Origin of the sequence: Nostoc sp. MG11 (assembly GCF_014904695.1) — a bacterium.
In the GTDB taxonomy this organism is placed as follows: domain Bacteria; phylum Cyanobacteriota; class Cyanobacteriia; order Cyanobacteriales; family Nostocaceae; genus Komarekiella.
This window is the reverse complement of the sequence record NZ_JACXXN010000010.1, coordinates 190,863-205,778: the sequence shown is the minus strand read 5'-3', so window position 1 is coordinate 205,778 and position 14,916 is coordinate 190,863. Positions and strand designations below refer to the sequence as shown.

12 protein-coding genes and 1 pseudogene are annotated in these 14,916 nt (G+C 43.3%); 4 read left to right on the top strand and 9 right to left on the bottom strand.

Annotated elements, in window-relative coordinates; all coding sequences use genetic code 11:
* Positions 1 to 286 precede the first annotated feature (286 nt).
* A complete protein-coding gene (locus tag HCR01_RS16975; protein ID WP_193197298.1) occupies positions 287 to 913 on the top strand; it encodes a hypothetical protein in 627 nt (208 codons plus the stop codon).
* Between the two features lie 231 nt (positions 914 to 1,144).
* On the opposite strand, the gene HCR01_RS16970 is transcribed toward HCR01_RS16975, so the two are convergent.
* Together HCR01_RS16970 and HCR01_RS16965 are read right to left on the bottom strand one after the other, a co-directional pair.
* Positions 1,145 to 4,447 (bottom strand): efflux RND transporter permease subunit, encoded by a 3,303-nt coding sequence (locus tag HCR01_RS16970; RefSeq protein WP_193197297.1) that lies wholly within the window; start codon positions 4,445 to 4,447, stop codon positions 1,145 to 1,147.
* A 63-nt stretch (positions 4,448 to 4,510) separates the two neighbouring features.
* A complete protein-coding gene (locus HCR01_RS16965) occupies positions 4,511 to 6,046 on the bottom strand; it encodes an efflux RND transporter periplasmic adaptor subunit (protein ID WP_193197296.1) in 1,536 nt (511 codons plus the stop codon).
* A gap of 608 nt (positions 6,047 to 6,654) precedes the next feature.
* Between HCR01_RS16965 and HCR01_RS16960 the strand changes: the two genes are divergently transcribed.
* Positions 6,655 to 7,200: a phycobiliprotein lyase gene (locus HCR01_RS16960; protein ID WP_193197295.1), complete on the top strand. Its 546-nt coding sequence runs from the start codon at positions 6,655 to 6,657 to the stop codon at positions 7,198 to 7,200.
* A gap of 101 nt (positions 7,201 to 7,301) precedes the next feature.
* Here HCR01_RS16960 and HCR01_RS16955 read toward each other — a convergent pair whose 3' ends face one another.
* From HCR01_RS16955 to HCR01_RS16930, 6 genes and pseudogenes are all read right to left on the bottom strand, one after another.
* Entirely contained in the window at positions 7,302 to 7,877 is a 576-nt protein-coding gene (locus HCR01_RS16955) for an HdeD family acid-resistance protein (protein ID WP_193197294.1), read from the bottom strand.
* A gap of 219 nt (positions 7,878 to 8,096) precedes the next feature.
* Positions 8,097 to 8,237: pseudogene (locus tag HCR01_RS16950) on the bottom strand (Uma2 family endonuclease); the annotation flags it as partial.
* A gap of 297 nt (positions 8,238 to 8,534) precedes the next feature.
* Positions 8,535 to 8,699 (bottom strand): YlcI/YnfO family protein, encoded by a 165-nt coding sequence (locus HCR01_RS38730; RefSeq protein ID WP_226889391.1) that lies wholly within the window; start codon positions 8,697 to 8,699, stop codon positions 8,535 to 8,537.
* 11 nt (positions 8,700 to 8,710) lie between these two features.
* A complete protein-coding gene (locus tag HCR01_RS16940) occupies positions 8,711 to 8,968 on the bottom strand; it encodes a putative toxin-antitoxin system toxin component, PIN family (RefSeq protein ID WP_226889390.1) in 258 nt (85 codons plus the stop codon).
* Between the two features lie 380 nt (positions 8,969 to 9,348).
* Positions 9,349 to 11,061, bottom strand: coding sequence for a diflavin flavoprotein (locus HCR01_RS16935; RefSeq protein ID WP_193197293.1), 1,713 nt, complete (start codon positions 11,059 to 11,061; stop codon positions 9,349 to 9,351).
* 156 nt (positions 11,062 to 11,217) lie between these two features.
* Positions 11,218 to 12,942 carry a diflavin flavoprotein gene (locus HCR01_RS16930; RefSeq protein WP_193197292.1) on the bottom strand — a complete coding sequence of 575 codons (1,725 nt, stop codon included), beginning with the start codon at positions 12,940 to 12,942 and terminating at the stop codon, positions 11,218 to 11,220.
* A gap of 109 nt (positions 12,943 to 13,051) precedes the next feature.
* Between HCR01_RS16930 and HCR01_RS16925 the strand changes: the two genes are divergently transcribed.
* Positions 13,052 to 13,894 (top strand): pantothenate kinase, encoded by an 843-nt coding sequence (locus tag HCR01_RS16925; protein ID WP_193197291.1) that lies wholly within the window; start codon positions 13,052 to 13,054, stop codon positions 13,892 to 13,894.
* A gap of 92 nt (positions 13,895 to 13,986) precedes the next feature.
* On the opposite strand, the gene HCR01_RS16920 is transcribed toward HCR01_RS16925, so the two are convergent.
* On the bottom strand, positions 13,987 to 14,325 hold the full coding sequence (locus HCR01_RS16920) for a hypothetical protein (RefSeq protein WP_226889389.1): 339 nt from the start codon (positions 14,323 to 14,325) through the stop codon (positions 13,987 to 13,989).
* A gap of 226 nt (positions 14,326 to 14,551) precedes the next feature.
* Here HCR01_RS16920 and HCR01_RS16915 point away from each other — a divergent pair, with 226 nt between their 5' ends.
* Positions 14,552 to 14,713 (top strand): hypothetical protein, encoded by a 162-nt coding sequence (locus HCR01_RS16915; protein ID WP_193197290.1) that lies wholly within the window; start codon positions 14,552 to 14,554, stop codon positions 14,711 to 14,713.
* Positions 14,714 to 14,916: the final 203 nt, after the last annotated feature.

Genomic DNA, 14,916 nt, shown 5'->3' with positions numbered 1-14,916 from the left:
TCTAGCAGATAGTTTTGGTTGAAGTGTGTTTACTTACTTAGTTGATATCTACTCATAGGTAGATTTATAAAGCAATTTTGATAATGCTTTATCAACATAACTAGTAATTTCACGCAATCTTTATCAAAAATCTAAATTAGAACTTATATATTGACAGATTGGGCAATATGTGAGCTTAAAAATTTGATTTAGATCCTCAGTATGCAATTATGCTGAGTGAGCTTAGGCATAGCCAAACCCAGGCATCGCTCATGGAGTCTATTACATAAATACTTAATAGTAATTAATGAAAAAGAGAATTTGTTTTACAACTATTGCAGCGATCGCGGTCTTTAGTGCTGGTCTAGTTACTGTAAACAATACAACCAATTCCTTATCACAAAGTACTGAAAATGTTGAGGGTTTGACAGTTACAAGAACAGAGGTGAGCATTATTGCACCAAAAGATGTAGAGGATTTAATTGCAAAATCAGATATTATTGCTATTGGAAAACCAGCGCAAGCGATCGCGGAAAGTAAACCTTTAATTCAAAGTGATGGGGGTTACGTTACTGAAGCGATCTCCCAAACTGAATTTAAAGTACAACGTGTACTGAAAGGTGCGTCATATTCAAACACCCTATTAATTGGGCAACAAGCAGCTATAGTTGCAGACAGAGACACCGCTAAAACTTTCCTCCAGGTATTTGACGATTACCAACCGCTAGTCAAGAATGCGAAATACATTCTTTTTCTTAAAAAAGGTTTGAATGGTAGTCAATTGTATTTCCCTGTAGGGGTTTATTACGGCAAATTCAATATTGATGGCACAGACCAAGCTGAAAATAAAATAGAAAATTCAGATTTCAAGTTGATACGAAAAGACGTTATTGAGAGATTTAAGGAGATTATAAACCAGACATCAGCTAGTTAAGGATGCTACAAGCATTATTGTTAGACCAAGTAAATAGCTTGGTATTGTTTAATAACTGCTTTAAATATTATATGGGAGAGGAGAAAAATACCTTTCAGTTAAAGGGTAAGGGTTTTAATTTAGCCCTTACCCTTTACTCTTTAACCTTTTCCCACACCACAAGGAAAGGTGTTAGGTTCATCCGAATAGTATTAGAGAAGGGGTTAGTTTTGCGTTAATCCTTATCAGGATTCAAATAAATTTTTTCGTAAATCCACGCAACCAGATTAACACTGGCTTCGCCCAATTCCCGCCGAGTAAATCATGCAGCAGAATATAAAAACAGGGGATGATAAACAGCGTCAGCATTGTAGCGATCGCCATCCCAAAGAAGACTACAATCCCTAATGGCTGCAAAAACTCAGAACCTTCACCAATGCCCAATGCCAAGGGAAACAGTCCCAAGATAGTCGTGACTGTGGTCATGATAATTGGGCGTAAGCGTTGCGGAGCAGCTTTGAGGATAGCAATTTGGCGAGTACAACCTTCTTCTTCCCGAATTTGGTTCGCCAGTTCTACCATCAGAATTCCCGCGTTCACGACAATTCCCACTAGCAGCACCACGCCAACAATCACAGTTGCGCCAATTGCCGTTTGGGTGATGTAAAGTCCAAAAAGTCCCCCAGCTAACGCTAGCGGTACGGTGAACATAATTACTAATGGGTCAATCAGCGAATTGTATTGTACAGCCATAACTACGAAGATTAAGAACGTCGCCAACGCTCCCAAAGTTTTCAACGCATCTTGAAGTTGCTGATTAGTTTCCTGGGCAGAACTAGGCACAATTGAAACACCATCAGGTAAGTCTACGCCTTGGAGTACCTGATTGACTTCGGCGATCGCTTCACTCAGACTAACTCCCTCGTTCAGGTTGCCTGCAACAATAAAAGCTTGGCGCTGATTAATCCGCTGCACCTCGCCAGGCGCTTGACCTTCTTGAATGTCGGCAACATCTGAAAGGCGAATTAGTTGATTGTTTTCTGTAAATAGCGGTAATTGCTCTAGCTGAGAGGGACGCTGAATGGCTTGTTTATTTAGCTGCACCCGCACATCAACTAAACGGTTGCCGCGTTGAATTTGTGTGGGAACTGAACCTTCAATTGCTGTCTGAACTGTTGCACCAATTTGTTGAGCGCTCAGCCCTAAAGCTGAAACCCGTTCCCAGTCAGGGCGAATTTGGATTTCTGGTTGTCGGGGGTCGGCATCTGGTCGGAATGTCGCTAATTTTGCATTTTCTTGCAAAGCTTGTAGCACTTGTGCGCCTGCTTGCGTTAAGTTTTGTTCATTCTCACCTTGCAAGATCACGTCAACTTCTGACCCTTGCACTGGGGAATTACTCAAGATTAAACCCCGTACCTGACCAGGATTGAGGCGCAGCAGAATTCCCGCTAAGTTGAGTTTGTTAAATTCTTGAGTTACTTTTCTGACAAATGCTTCAACATCTGTACCTGGTTTGAGATTGATAGTGCTGCTGGCACGTAAAGGATTTTCTGTAGTATTGCTGCCAAACAAAGAACCCCCCACAGTTGTGAAAGCAGATTCGGTTTCTGGTTGTTTGAGCAAAATGTCATCGACAATTTGCATAACTTTCTCAGAAGTTGCTAAAGGCGTACCGGGAGGAAACTGCGCTCTCAAGTTGGCTTGCCCAGTACTGATCCGAGGTAAAATTTCTTGGGGAATTTGACCAAACATAAAAAAGCTGCCGCCGCCTAAAATTACCAAAGCAGCAGTAACTATAAGGAGCCGATAGCGTAAAACCTTGGTTAAGAAGCTACCGTATCCCCGTGAAGCGTCTTCAAATCGGTGATTAAACTGTTTAAGCAGCCAAAATTCACTGATCCGACTAGACCAGCGAATTCCCAAGAGTCGAGAACTCAGCATCGGCACTACTGTGATTGCGACGACAAGGGAGGCTGCAACTGCGAAGCTAATTGTCAGAATCAGTTCATTAAATAGTAGTGCGATAAAGCCGCCAATTAAAAGGAATGGCACTACAGAAACTAAGTTTGCAGCAGTAGCAGCGACTAAAGCAGATTCTACTTCTTGGGATGAAGTAATCGCACTGTCAATAAAGAATTTTTTATTGTGGGTTCTCGCTCTCTCGCCTTCTCCCCCTTTCCCTTTGTCCATCTCTCTCTGATTAGGAGTCATGCCTGTTTTTTCAGAAATGTTCTCCAAAATCACAACCGATGTATCAATTGCTTGACCGACTCCCAATGTCAGACCTGCCAAACTGAATACATTCAAAGTCAAGCCAAAGATTTTCATCAGAGCGATCGCCGTCAAAGTACACAGCGGAATTGTCAAACTGATAATCAGTGTTTGCCTAAATGATCCCAAAAATAACAACACCGCTGCTGCTGCTAACAATGCTCCAGAAATCCCCGAATTGATAACATCATTTAAAGAATTGCGGATGAAGACAGATTCATCTGTGGTGGGACTCAAAGTCATGTCGGCTGGAATTAAACCTGATTGCCGTAATTGTTCAATTCGCCGTTTCACAGCATCTACAACTGTAATTGTGTTGGCTTCAGGCTGCTTTTGGACGGAAAATTTTACAGCAGGCTGACGGTTGAGGTAGACAAATACTCGCTGGTCTTCTGTATCGTCAATTACCTCAGCAAAGTCTCGCAAGTAGACGCGGCGGGAAGGTGCAGGGGTAGTAGTAGTGGTAGTAGTGGTAGTGGTGTTAGTAGTGGTAGTAGGGGAAGGGGAGGAAACTTCTAAGGAGAGGTTTTCAATTTCTTTGGCATCTCGGAAGCGTCCTACAGTCCGAGTTAATGGCTCAGAATTTTGCCCCAGAATCCGACCACCAGAAGTATCTTGGTTACGGGCTGTTAGTTCATCTAGTACATTATTTAACCCTACACCCAAAGCTTGCAAACGGTTTAAGTCAACAAGCACTCGCACTTCTTCCTCAGCACCGCCAGATACATCGACTGAGGCGACTCCTGGTACGACACTGAGTTCACGGGTTAACTCTTCATCAGCAAATACGCGTAAATCTTTACCAGGCAACGAAGCGGATGTCAGTGCCAATTCATAAACCGGCAATTGGGAGGGATCGACCTTAAATAACCGCGGCTCCTCTATCGTATCTGGCAGTTGTCCTCGACCTCGGTTAAAAGCAGCAGTAGCATCGTTTAGCGCTTGATCTATATCGCCCCCTGGTTGGAAGTATAAATCGAGGCTCACCTGTCCCTCACGGGTGCGCGAGAAAACTTGCACTACATTCTCGGTTGCTGCTAAAGCTTCTTCCAAGGGTCTGGTGATTTCATCTACTGCTACCTCTGGGGAAATACCAGGAGCTTCTAGCCGGACGCCAATTCGTGGATAGGTAATTGATGGTAAAAGATCGACTTGGATAGTTGTAAGAAAAAATATCCCAACAACAACTACTGCCACGGTGAGCATGAGTGTGCCAATGTGTTGGCGGATAGCGATCGCGCTAAGACTAAATCCGCCATTACCATTATTATTTCCCTGCTGCATGATGATACTAAATGCTGAATACTGAGTATTTTTTGATTAGTATGGTGGTTTTTGCCCAACCTACTATTGTTTTTCTGAAAGAACCGAAAGACTTACAGTGTCACCTTCTTTTAACGGCTTACCACTACGAACAACATAGCGCTCTCCTGCTTGCAGACCGGATAAAATTTCTACTCTGCCATCAGCTGTTTGCCCCAAAGTTACTGCTCGTGCCGTTACCTTTGTTTTGCCTTCTGTGTCTGTAATCACAAATATCGTCCCAGTTCGATCTTGTGACTTTGCTCTTACTATTTCATCAGATGTGTTTGGTGGGGAATTCTGCCCTGTATTTGTTTGCGTCTCCCCTGTGCCATTAGATTTATTACCATTTGCTTGTTTCTGAATAGCTCCTTGTGACACTAGTACTCGCTGTGGCGTCTGGTTTTCAAAGTTGACCCGCGCCAGTAGCCCACTGCCAATTTTTCCATCATTGTTGGGAATTACTACTTCCACGGGTATTAAGCGAGCCGTGGCATCCGCAGCGGGGGAAATGCGCGTAACTCTGCCCATTAATGTTTGATTAGGATAGGCATCTAAGCGGACTTGCACAGATTGTCCAACCTGAATTTGTGCTAGTTCTAATTCGGAGACTTGAACAACGACTTTAACGCGGTTAAAATCGCCAATTTTCAAGACTTCACTACCTGCTTGCAGAAGATTACCCGGTTCTGTCACCCTTTCTGTAACTACACCGTTGATGGGGGATGTTAACCGAGCATAAGATCTGCGTTCTTTAGTTTGGGCAACTAATGCCTGTTGGGCAACTACTCTACCTTGGGCAGCAGCGACAGCTTGCTGTTCTGTACGAACTTGCTCTTGAGCTGCTCGTAGTGCTTGGGCAGCCGTTTGGGCTTCAGTACGTGCTTGTTGAGCTGTTTGTTCAGCGATCGCACCTTGTTTGAATAGTTTCTGCTGTCGTTCTGAGTCTGCCTGAGCTTGTACTACTTCTAGCCGCGCCCGTTCAACGGAAGCACGGGCATTGCTTACCTGATTGCTTGCCCTAGCTACTTCTGATTTGAGGGCTGCTAGTTCTGCTTCTGCTTGCTTTAATTCTGTCAACAGGATGGCATCATCTAACTGTCCGACGTTTTGCCCTCGCTTAACTGTGTCACCTACATCTAGGTTTAAAGCCAATAGTCTGGCTTCTACTTGCGATCGCAGTGACACAATGCGGAATGGTGTGGTATTTCCTGTATACTCTGGTTGTTTTTCCAGAATATCAGTTCGGGCGATCACTACATCCACAGGCGTTGCACCGCCACTACCACCACCAGGATTCTGAGATTGCGCCCCGGCTGATTCTTTGGGTAGCGCCCCGCAACTTGCTGTCAATACTCCTATGCCCAGCAAACAGGGAATCAATAAGATGGATGTCAAATGGGAAGATACAGAAACAAAGAAATACTGGAACCTAGGTAAAGTGTTAAAACTACTATTTACGTCTGCAACAGCCGCGTCAGTTTTCGCACCTGAATCTAACTGAGTATTAATTACCTGGTTAGCAGCTGCTAAAGCTGATGTTTTCGCCTGCTTGTGCGGCTTATTTCCGTCCAAAATCATTTACTTTTCTCCTATTGGGGAGTTTCTGGGTTATACAGCCGTTGGGGAGTTTCTGGGTTATACAGCCGTGTATTACCAAGTAATTCTGAGCAAGCAATTCTAAAAGATACAATTAATGGAAAACAAAAGTTCCACGATTATATCTCTTAACTTTTCTGTATCAGAAATTACTATTTTTTTAAAACTCAAAAAAATCTCACTACTGTAGTGCTTACGCGGAGGTAAACAATCTTCTTGCAGACGTTGTAATTATTAACTTAGTATAAATATTTTTTACTTTCTTGACATCTACCCCTAGGAGAAGACCTGTAATACCTAAAGATATGGGGTTTTTTGTCTTGACTTTTAAAATGGCTAGTATCAAATAACTATATTTATTTTTAGATACTCACACCTAATATAGCAAAAAGACTAATACTTTTCGCTGTTCAAGTAATATATTAAGAATATTAAAGATAAATTGCTTTTTCAACGCCATAATGTAAATAAACCCAGTTTTTCTTCGGCCCCTTGCATATATGGCAAATAACAGGCTGATATGTTTAACAGCAACTAGAGCAATTAACTTTTGCCAGAATTCTATTTACTTTAGGTGAGGAAAGTTACGAGTGACATTACCAGTACAAATTGCACAAACCGCTGAGCGATCGCAGCAGATTGCGGAATTTTTCCAGGAGTCAGCAGGTAAATGGCGTTCGGAACGGCGCTACTACACCTTACCGGAAGGAGAAACCAAAGAGATGGAGAGCATAATCACCATCCGGTTTTTGGAACAAGGATGCGATGAATTGCAACAGCTTGCTCAGATGCACGATTTAGCCGATTCAGCAAGTTTGCAATGTGGTGCAGAAGTTATCTGGGAAAGTACAGATTTGCTCAAAGCCAGGAAAGAGTCGAAAGGTTCTACCCTGTTTGGTGCTTTGGGAAATATTTTATATCGCGATCGCGGTTTTGCCACATCCAAACCAGTCACAGCTAAATATTATTTCTCAAACCCCAAAACTTTATGTTTGCGAACTGAGTACAATGGTTCAGTTTTTGAGGAAGAGTTAAAATTAGTTGGCAGCAAATACCGGACGAGACAAACTATTATTTCTCGCGCTGGAGAACAGTTGATGATTGGGCAGTATTTAGAAAAGAGAATTGAGATTTAAGACACACAAAAAAGGCAAAAGAAGAATTCAGAATTTAAAAATAGTAGAGACGTTGCATTGCAACGTCTCTATATGCAGGGAGAGGTTTATCGAATTCCGCTTTAAGCGCTTGCAGTGGTGTCAGATTTATTTAGGAAAGAACGCGTATTTAACGACAGCATCACGCGTGAAACGCCAGTGAACAGAACGCTGACACCTACTAGTGTGCCAAGAATCCAGGGTGCATTGAAGGGCCATTGGAACCAAATCATTGCGCCCAATATTAGAGTAATGATGCCATCACCAAGTACCCAAGTCCAGTTTTGTTGCGGACGCAATCGGAATGCCAGGATCAGCTCAAATACACCTTCAGTCAGCAAAAAGCTACCTAACAACAGAGTCAGCGTCAGGATACCTGTTTTGGGGTAAACAAACAGCATCACACCTGTTGCAATATAAAGTCCGCTCAATAAAAGCTTCCAAAAGAAACCTCCGCGATCGCGCGTTTGAGTAGCGTAAACTAGTTTGGCAAAACCCGAAGAGATCAGAATGACAGCAAACCAAGTCTCAGCAAAAATTGTCGAAATAGTAGGGATTGCGATCGCAATAATCCCAAAAATAATCAGGATAATGCCAGTTACTAGCGATCCATTAATATTTTTTTTGATGTTAACATCATCGGAAACATTAGTTGTCATACAAATTTTTCCCTATGCTTAAATGAACTCTACAATTAGGCTAGAGAATTTATTAAAAAGAAGATAGAACCCTAAGATATACGCCGTATAACAAGTTTTACTAGGTGGTTTTAAAAAACAGTAGAAGCTAATTAATAGAAATACTTCACAAGACAGATAATTATCTGCCGCACTGGCGATGAAAAAAAGAGAGTGAAGAGTTAACTGAGTGCCAGCAATTTATACCTGTAACTCAAACCCAGGTAACACTTCTTCCCCAGAGAGTAGTGCTGGTATCGCAACTACCTCTACAGGCTGTCCTAGTCGGTAAATTTCTACCTGTTTATCTTGAGGATTAGTCATGCCTAATAGCTTCCCTGAAACTAACTTTATACTACCCTAAGCAAAAAAGGTGGGCATTCATTACCCACGCTGCTTTTTTGACTAGTTTTAAGCAGATGCGATCGCTCTCAACTATTCACACTTGGTGATCATCTCATGATCACCAAAATTTGACTGCTTGATCCTTTCCTGGATTCGCTGTTGAAGACGGGTTATAACTTCAGAACTTAACTCTTGTTCTGGCTCAACTGGTTCGCGTTCTGCTAAAGCTGACTCAATTTCCGATGGCGTAGCTTGCTCCCTCTTCTGTAAGAGTGCTACAAAAGACTATTTTTGCTAGGTAATTTCCTCAGAAGATACCGTCTGAATTGAATAAGCAAGGGCAACTTGCCGAGTTAAAGCATAAACAATGTATTGATTGAGAGAAACCCCTTCACCTTCAGCTAAGTGAATCAACTGTTGATATAGAGTTTCAGGCAATCGAAGTGTTAATCGACTCATAACTAACTTCCTTAAGATGCCAATTTGATAACTAATTGTACAGGTGTCATAATCTGCACCCCTAGTGATTCCTTAGCTTTTTGAAAATCACGAATGTTTGATGTGATCACGATCGCACCTGAATTCATCGCACAATCAATTACCAAGTCATCTCCGGGGTCGGGTGAAGTCGGTAGCCATGAGTAATAGATCACGGTGAACTGAGCAAGCGTAAGAAGTGTTCCCAACACAGGCTGAAGCTTCTGCCATAGCACCACTAATGGTGTCATCTGCTAGACATCCAAAACTGCGATCACTCTCAAAACTTCTACTTTTTACCTCAGAACTCGAAACTTCGTGTTCGGAACTCGGAACTTCATGCTCAGAACTCGGAACTTCATGCTCAGAACTCGGAACTTCATGCTCAGAACTCGGAACTTCGTGTTCAGAACTCGGAACTTCGTGTTCAGAACTCGGAACTTCGTGCTCGGAACTCGGAACTTCGTGCTCAGAACTCGGAACTTTGTGCTCAGAACTCGGAACTTCGTGTTCAGAACTCGGAACGCCGAAATGTCTAAACTTCATTTCTAGAGACTGGAGAAGAATTTTCTATTCCCAATCCCCAATGTCCAATACTTCGAGTCGCTCAGTACAATTGCCCCATGCCCAATTAATAATGAGTTCCCGACTTGCGATGATGCACGGCGGTGACACCATCTTGATTTAAAACTTTGCCATTCTCGACAGTTGCATAAACCAGCCAATGATCACCCGATTCCATCCGATTTTGTACAGAACATTCCAAGTACGCCAGAGCATCTGTAAGAACAGGAGAGCCGTTTTCAGTTTCTTCGGTAGCAACACCAGCAAATCGGTCTTGTGCTGGGCCGAAAGGCTTAAGGAAGTGCTTCATCAAACCTAAGTGATTGCCTTCTTTGAGGATGTTGAGGACAAATTTGTCTCCTGAGTGTGTCAGAGTTTCTATGGCGCGGTCTTTGGCTACGGCGATGGTTAAACCAGGCGGATTAAAGCTGGCTTGAGACACCCAAGAGGCTAACATAGCACTCGATCTATCGCCTTCCTTGGCAGTGAGAACGCAAAGAGAGCCAACAATTCGACCAACTGCTTGTTCTACAGTAGTCGCAGGTTGACTTGGCGATCGCACTTTCTTAGCTTTCTTCAGTGCTTGAGCAAAGTCGGTTCCGGCTTCTTCGCACAATTGCAGAGTTGCATCGTTGGGTTTGAATTTGACGCGGATGGTGTCAAAACCAAACCGATAACCAGCATCTTTTAGTTTGCCTTCAATTAAATCAACGGCTTCACCACTCCAGCCAAAGGAACCAAACACACCAGCAAGTTGATTGTTGGTGGCGGTGGATAGGACAATTCCCAAAGCTGTTTGTACGGGTGTGGGTGCATGTCCGCCAAGGGTGGGGGAACCGATGACAAAGCCAGCAGATTTTTCCACAGCTGCGCGGATATCTTCAGGGTCGGTAAATTCGCAGTTAATCGATTCTACAGCGACGCCAGCTTTTGTAATGCCACGAGCGATCGCCTGGGCTAAAGTTGTAGTATTTCCGTAAGCTGATGCATAAATCAACGCTACTGTCAAATCAGCCGATGTTTGCTGCTGACTCCACTCTCGATAAGCTTTGGTCAAATCGATTAAGCCATAGCGTACCAAAGGCCCGTGTCCGGTAGCATACATTCTCACGGGAAAATCGGCTAGTTTATCTAGCGCTGTTTCAATTTGACGGGCGTGAGGAGCCATCAGGCAATCAAAATAATAGCGCCGATCTTCGTTATAGATTTCCCAACCTTCATCAAATACCTGATCTCCGCAAACATGCGCCCCAAATAGCTTATCTGAGTAGAGAATTTCTGTTTGCGGGTCGTAGGTGCAAAGTTGATCTGCGTAGCGGGGATTAGGGGTAGGAATAAACTGTAGATGGTGTCCCTGACCTAAATCTAGGATTTCTTCCCCTCGCATCACAATTATTGGCAAATCTGGGTTTCCCAACGCTCCACGCAAATTTTTTGCCCCTGGATTAGAACACACAAAGGTGATTTGAGGAGCAATTTCCAGCAAAGCTTTTAAAGTTTCAGCGCGGTTAGGATTGACGTGACCCAAAATTACATAATCTAGTTTTGTGACATCGAAACGCTGTTGCAAAGCTTCTAAATAAATTTGCGTAAACGTTTCACCTGGAGGGTCAATGATGGCAGTTTTATCGCCTTCAATTAAATAAGAGTTGGCAGTTGTACCCTTGGCAAGAGCATATTCAATTTCAAATCTGAGCCTTGACCAACTGCGCGATCGCAGTACTCTTGTATCTGTAGCAATTGGATAAACTTGAACGTCGCGGGGTTTATTTACTGACATGGCTGAAACAATTTTAGATTTTAGATTTTAGATTTTGGATTGTTAATTAAACATCCAAATTCTGGATATTAAGTAGGGATGGCCATCCTGCACAAATACTTTTTTATTGAGTGTTTTGGGATTTTGGATTATTAATCTAAAATCCCAAATCCAAAATTAATAGTGGTTTCCGACTTTGCGATGGTGAACTGCTGTTAAAGCATCTGGCTTACTCACTCGTCCGGCGTAAACGGTGCTGTATACCGCCCAGTGGTCGCCGCAGTCCATTCTACTGACGACTTCGCACTCCATGTATGCGAGGGCATCGGTGAGGATGGGAGTTCCATTTTCGGCTGGCTGAGTTCTTACACCTTCAAAACGATCAGCACCAGGGGTAAACCGCTTCAAAAAGTGCTTCATGAGTTTTTGGTAATTGCCTTCTTCTAAGACGTTGAGGACAAAGCGATCGCCTACTTGCATTAGTGATTCAATTGCTCTGTCTTTGGCGACTGCAATGGAAAATCCTAGCGGTTTGAAGCTAGCTTGACTTACCCAAGAGGCTAACATTGCACTGGAGACATCGCCTTTTTTGGCGGTGATTATGTATAACCCGCCGCTGAGTCTGCCTAATGCTTTATCTAGGTCAGCACCTAGGGATTTCATCGCTTTGATGCTGCGATCGCGTGTTACCCATTGACCTAAGTCTGTACCCGCTTCTTCACACAGCTTGTAGGTATTTTCTGTGGGTGTTTGTTTAATCCGAATCGCCGGGAAAACTGTTGTCAAACCCAAATTGCGGAATTTACTCAACAGAGGATCTATCGGTTCATCATCGCCACCGCCAGTTTCAAATACGCCTATGGCTTGCTTTTCTTTGGCAGATCCTAAAACTGTGCTGAGTGCGGCTTGGATGCTAGCAGCACCAGAAGCAGGAGGCACACCAACCACAAGTCCTGTACAACGGCTAACTAGTTCCCGCAGTTCTTGTAAATCTACTTCTGACCCCAAGTCCACAATTTCCACAGCGACACCAGTTTTGCTGATACCGTTGGCAATTGCTTGAGCTAGGCGATCGCTATACCCATATTCGGAAACGTAAAATATCCCAATTGCTGTTTCTGCCTTGGTTTGGTTTTGGCTCCAAGTGCGGTAACGTCCAGTTAGCTCCTCAACATTATGAGATAATAGCGGCCCGTGACCTGTGGCAATCATGTCGATGGTTTTCAGTTCCGCCATCCGCTTGAGGGCAGACAAGACTGATCGCGCATTCGGCCCCATCAAGCAATCGTAGTAGTAATGAAAGTCTGCTTCGATAGCCGCCAAGTCTTCGTCAAACGTGCTATCTGAGCAATAATGCAACCCAAAAGCATCGCAGGTGTAGAGAATTTTGGTTTTGTGATCGAAGCTGAAGATAGTGTCTGGCCAGTGTAAATTGGGTGCAATGACAAATTCAAATTCGTGACCGTTACCTAAATCTAAGCGATCGCCATTTTTCACAATCCGCCGCTTAAATGGCTGATGTACCAAATCCTCAAGAAACTGAATCGCCACTTTAGAACCAACAACGGTGATTTCCGGGGCTAGTTGCAGCATATCTTTAACTAAACCGCTGTGGTCTGGCTCGGTGTGGCTGATGATCAAATAATCAATCTCTTTTGGGTTGATTAATCCAGTGAGCGTATCAAAATATAGTTGACGAAACTTTTCATGGGAGGTATCAACTAAGGCAGTCTGCTCGCCTCGGATGAGAAACGAGTTGTAAGTAGTACCGTTTTGCAGACCAAACTCAATATCGAAGCGATCACGATCCCAGTCCAAAGAGCGAATTGCCGTCGTATCTTGAGCGATTTCCAAAGTCTGTATGGTGAGCCGTTTTTCAGTTTTTTCGGTGAGCGCTACCATAACTCCCTCCTTGACAAATTGAGTATTTATTCCTCTGGTTTTATTGTTACACGCCTGGAATGTTAAATTTTATTAAAAAACCTATGGCTGACTTAAAAAAATTAAAAGTGTGAAACTACAAAAACATCCAGAATACAGAGAAAATCTTTGGTTAGCTCTGGAAATTGGGAATTCCCGGTTGCATTGGGCGTTATTTATAGGCGAAACTTTGGAGTGTGTTTGGGATACTAACCATTTACCTGAATCTGTCATACAGCAAATGGCTCAATGTCGAACACTGGATGATTTACCAGCAGAAATTTTTCCACTTACTAAGCGGAGTAGAAAACAAAAAGAAATTATTGCAGAGACATCTTCTTATCTAGCCCTTTTTGTAGCTTCTGTAGTTCCTAAGCAAACAGCGCTTTGGCAAAAGTATTCCCATATTCGCGTTATTACCTTAGACCAAGTACCGCTGAAGGAAATGTATCCGACGCTGGGAATTGACCGCGCCTTAGCTTTGTGGGGTGCGGGGAAAACTTGGGGTTTTCCGATGCTGGTTATTGATGCTGGAACAGCGTTGACTTTTACAGGTGCAGATGCAAATCAATGTCTGGTTGGGGGAGCAATTCTACCGGGAATAGGGTTGCAATTTGCAACTCTAGGTCAAGAAACAGGGCAATTACCACTTGTAGAGACACACAATTTCACGCTACCTCAACGCTTTGCTCTCAATACACCAGAGGCAATTCAAAGCGGAGTGATTTACACTTTATTAGCTGGAATCAAAGATTTTATTGAGGCGTGGTGGAATTTATTTCCTGAAGGAAAGGTTGCGATTAAAGGAGGCGATCGCAGTCTGTTGATAAACTACCTACAATCCCAATTTCCCAAAATTGCTGCACATTTAATTGTGGAACCAAATTTAATTTTTTGGGGAATGCAAAAAATAGTCATGAAAAATGGGCAATAGTAATTTGAATTTTCACAGCAAGCCGATAGCCCAAAGCACAAACAGCATAGAACTAAGCGATAAGTGGCATTGCTGAATCAAGATATGAATTGTCATTCTGAGCGCAATCGAGATGGGACTTCCTGCCAAAATAGTGGAATTGCTATCAAACCAGAAATTAACTCAATGCCGCCAAAAATGGCAAGAGATATCCCAAATCCAAAGTGCAGTAGTTCTCCAAAGATGAGGCTGCCAACACCAAATCCAGTGAACAGTGTAAACACTTTGAATCCCATAGTTTGACCTAAATTATTGTCATCCCCCAAGTCGGTCACAATACCCACAAACAAAGGTTGTGTAAGGTCGTACCCCAAAGATAAGAACAGAACCGCGATCGTCGTGACATATGCAGGAATATCGAAAATCATAACAATACCAGCTAGGCCTGCCATAACTAGTCCTGACGGAATTAGCCAACGTCCATTGGTGCCAACTTAAGCTCAAACACTCAATTTCCCGTAGTTTCAGATCCCCCAACCCCCTTCAAAAGGGGGCATTCGATTCTAATTCCCCCCTTAAAAAGGGGAGCCAGCGCGGTCTTGGGGTCTCCCCAAGTGGAGCGACTGGCGTGGGTTAGGGGGGATCTCAAATCTAGGTGGTACATCGAAAAACTTTGAAATGCTTATCAGACTAGGCTTTCACGTTAAGTTGACACCAATGGCCAACGTCGTCCCCAATGATCAACCGCCCGACCTTACTCTGCTCCAGTTTCGACTACGCAAGCAGGCGGACGATCGCACCCTTGCAATTCCAAAAAAACTGAAAAAGGCGATCGCCTAGCTGATGCTGATGAGAGTCGCCGTTTGTAACTTCTGTTGGTTTATCTCTTCGTTTCCTGAGAATGCTACGAAAACCATCTTTGGAGAGATGCACCAACTTATTTGAGCGTTGAAGCATCTGCCTATAGTTTTATCTTTTCAAATAGGTTGTCGAGAAATAAGCCTATAGAGAGATTGACTATACATTTGTTTGTCAAAAGTATC

What these genes read in the sequence shown, in the direction of transcription:
- HCR01_RS16975 (WP_193197298.1), top strand. Translation starts at nt 287, where the DNA reads ATGAAAAAGAGAATTTGTTTTACAACTATTGCAGCGATCGCGGTCTTT.
- HCR01_RS16970 (WP_193197297.1), bottom strand. Translation starts at nt 4,447, where the DNA reads ATGCAGCAGGGAAATAATAATGGTAATGGCGGATTTAGTCTTAGCGCG.
- HCR01_RS16965 (WP_193197296.1), bottom strand. Translation starts at nt 6,046, where the DNA reads ATGATTTTGGACGGAAATAAGCCGCACAAGCAGGCGAAAACATCAGCT.
- HCR01_RS16955 (WP_193197294.1), bottom strand. Translation starts at nt 7,877, where the DNA reads ATGACAACTAATGTTTCCGATGATGTTAACATCAAAAAAAATATTAAT.
- HCR01_RS38730 (WP_226889391.1), bottom strand. Translation starts at nt 8,699, where the DNA reads ATGAGTCGATTAACACTTCGATTGCCTGAAACTCTATATCAACAGTTG.
- HCR01_RS16940 (WP_226889390.1), bottom strand. Translation starts at nt 8,968, where the DNA reads ATGACACCATTAGTGGTGCTATGGCAGAAGCTTCAGCCTGTGTTGGGA.
- HCR01_RS16935 (WP_193197293.1), bottom strand. Translation starts at nt 11,061, where the DNA reads ATGTCAGTAAATAAACCCCGCGACGTTCAAGTTTATCCAATTGCTACA.
- HCR01_RS16930 (WP_193197292.1), bottom strand. Translation starts at nt 12,942, where the DNA reads ATGGTAGCGCTCACCGAAAAAACTGAAAAACGGCTCACCATACAGACT.
- HCR01_RS16920 (WP_226889389.1), bottom strand. Translation starts at nt 14,325, where the DNA reads ATGGCAGGCCTAGCTGGTATTGTTATGATTTTCGATATTCCTGCATAT.
- HCR01_RS16915 (WP_193197290.1), top strand. Translation starts at nt 14,552, where the DNA reads ATGCTTATCAGACTAGGCTTTCACGTTAAGTTGACACCAATGGCCAAC.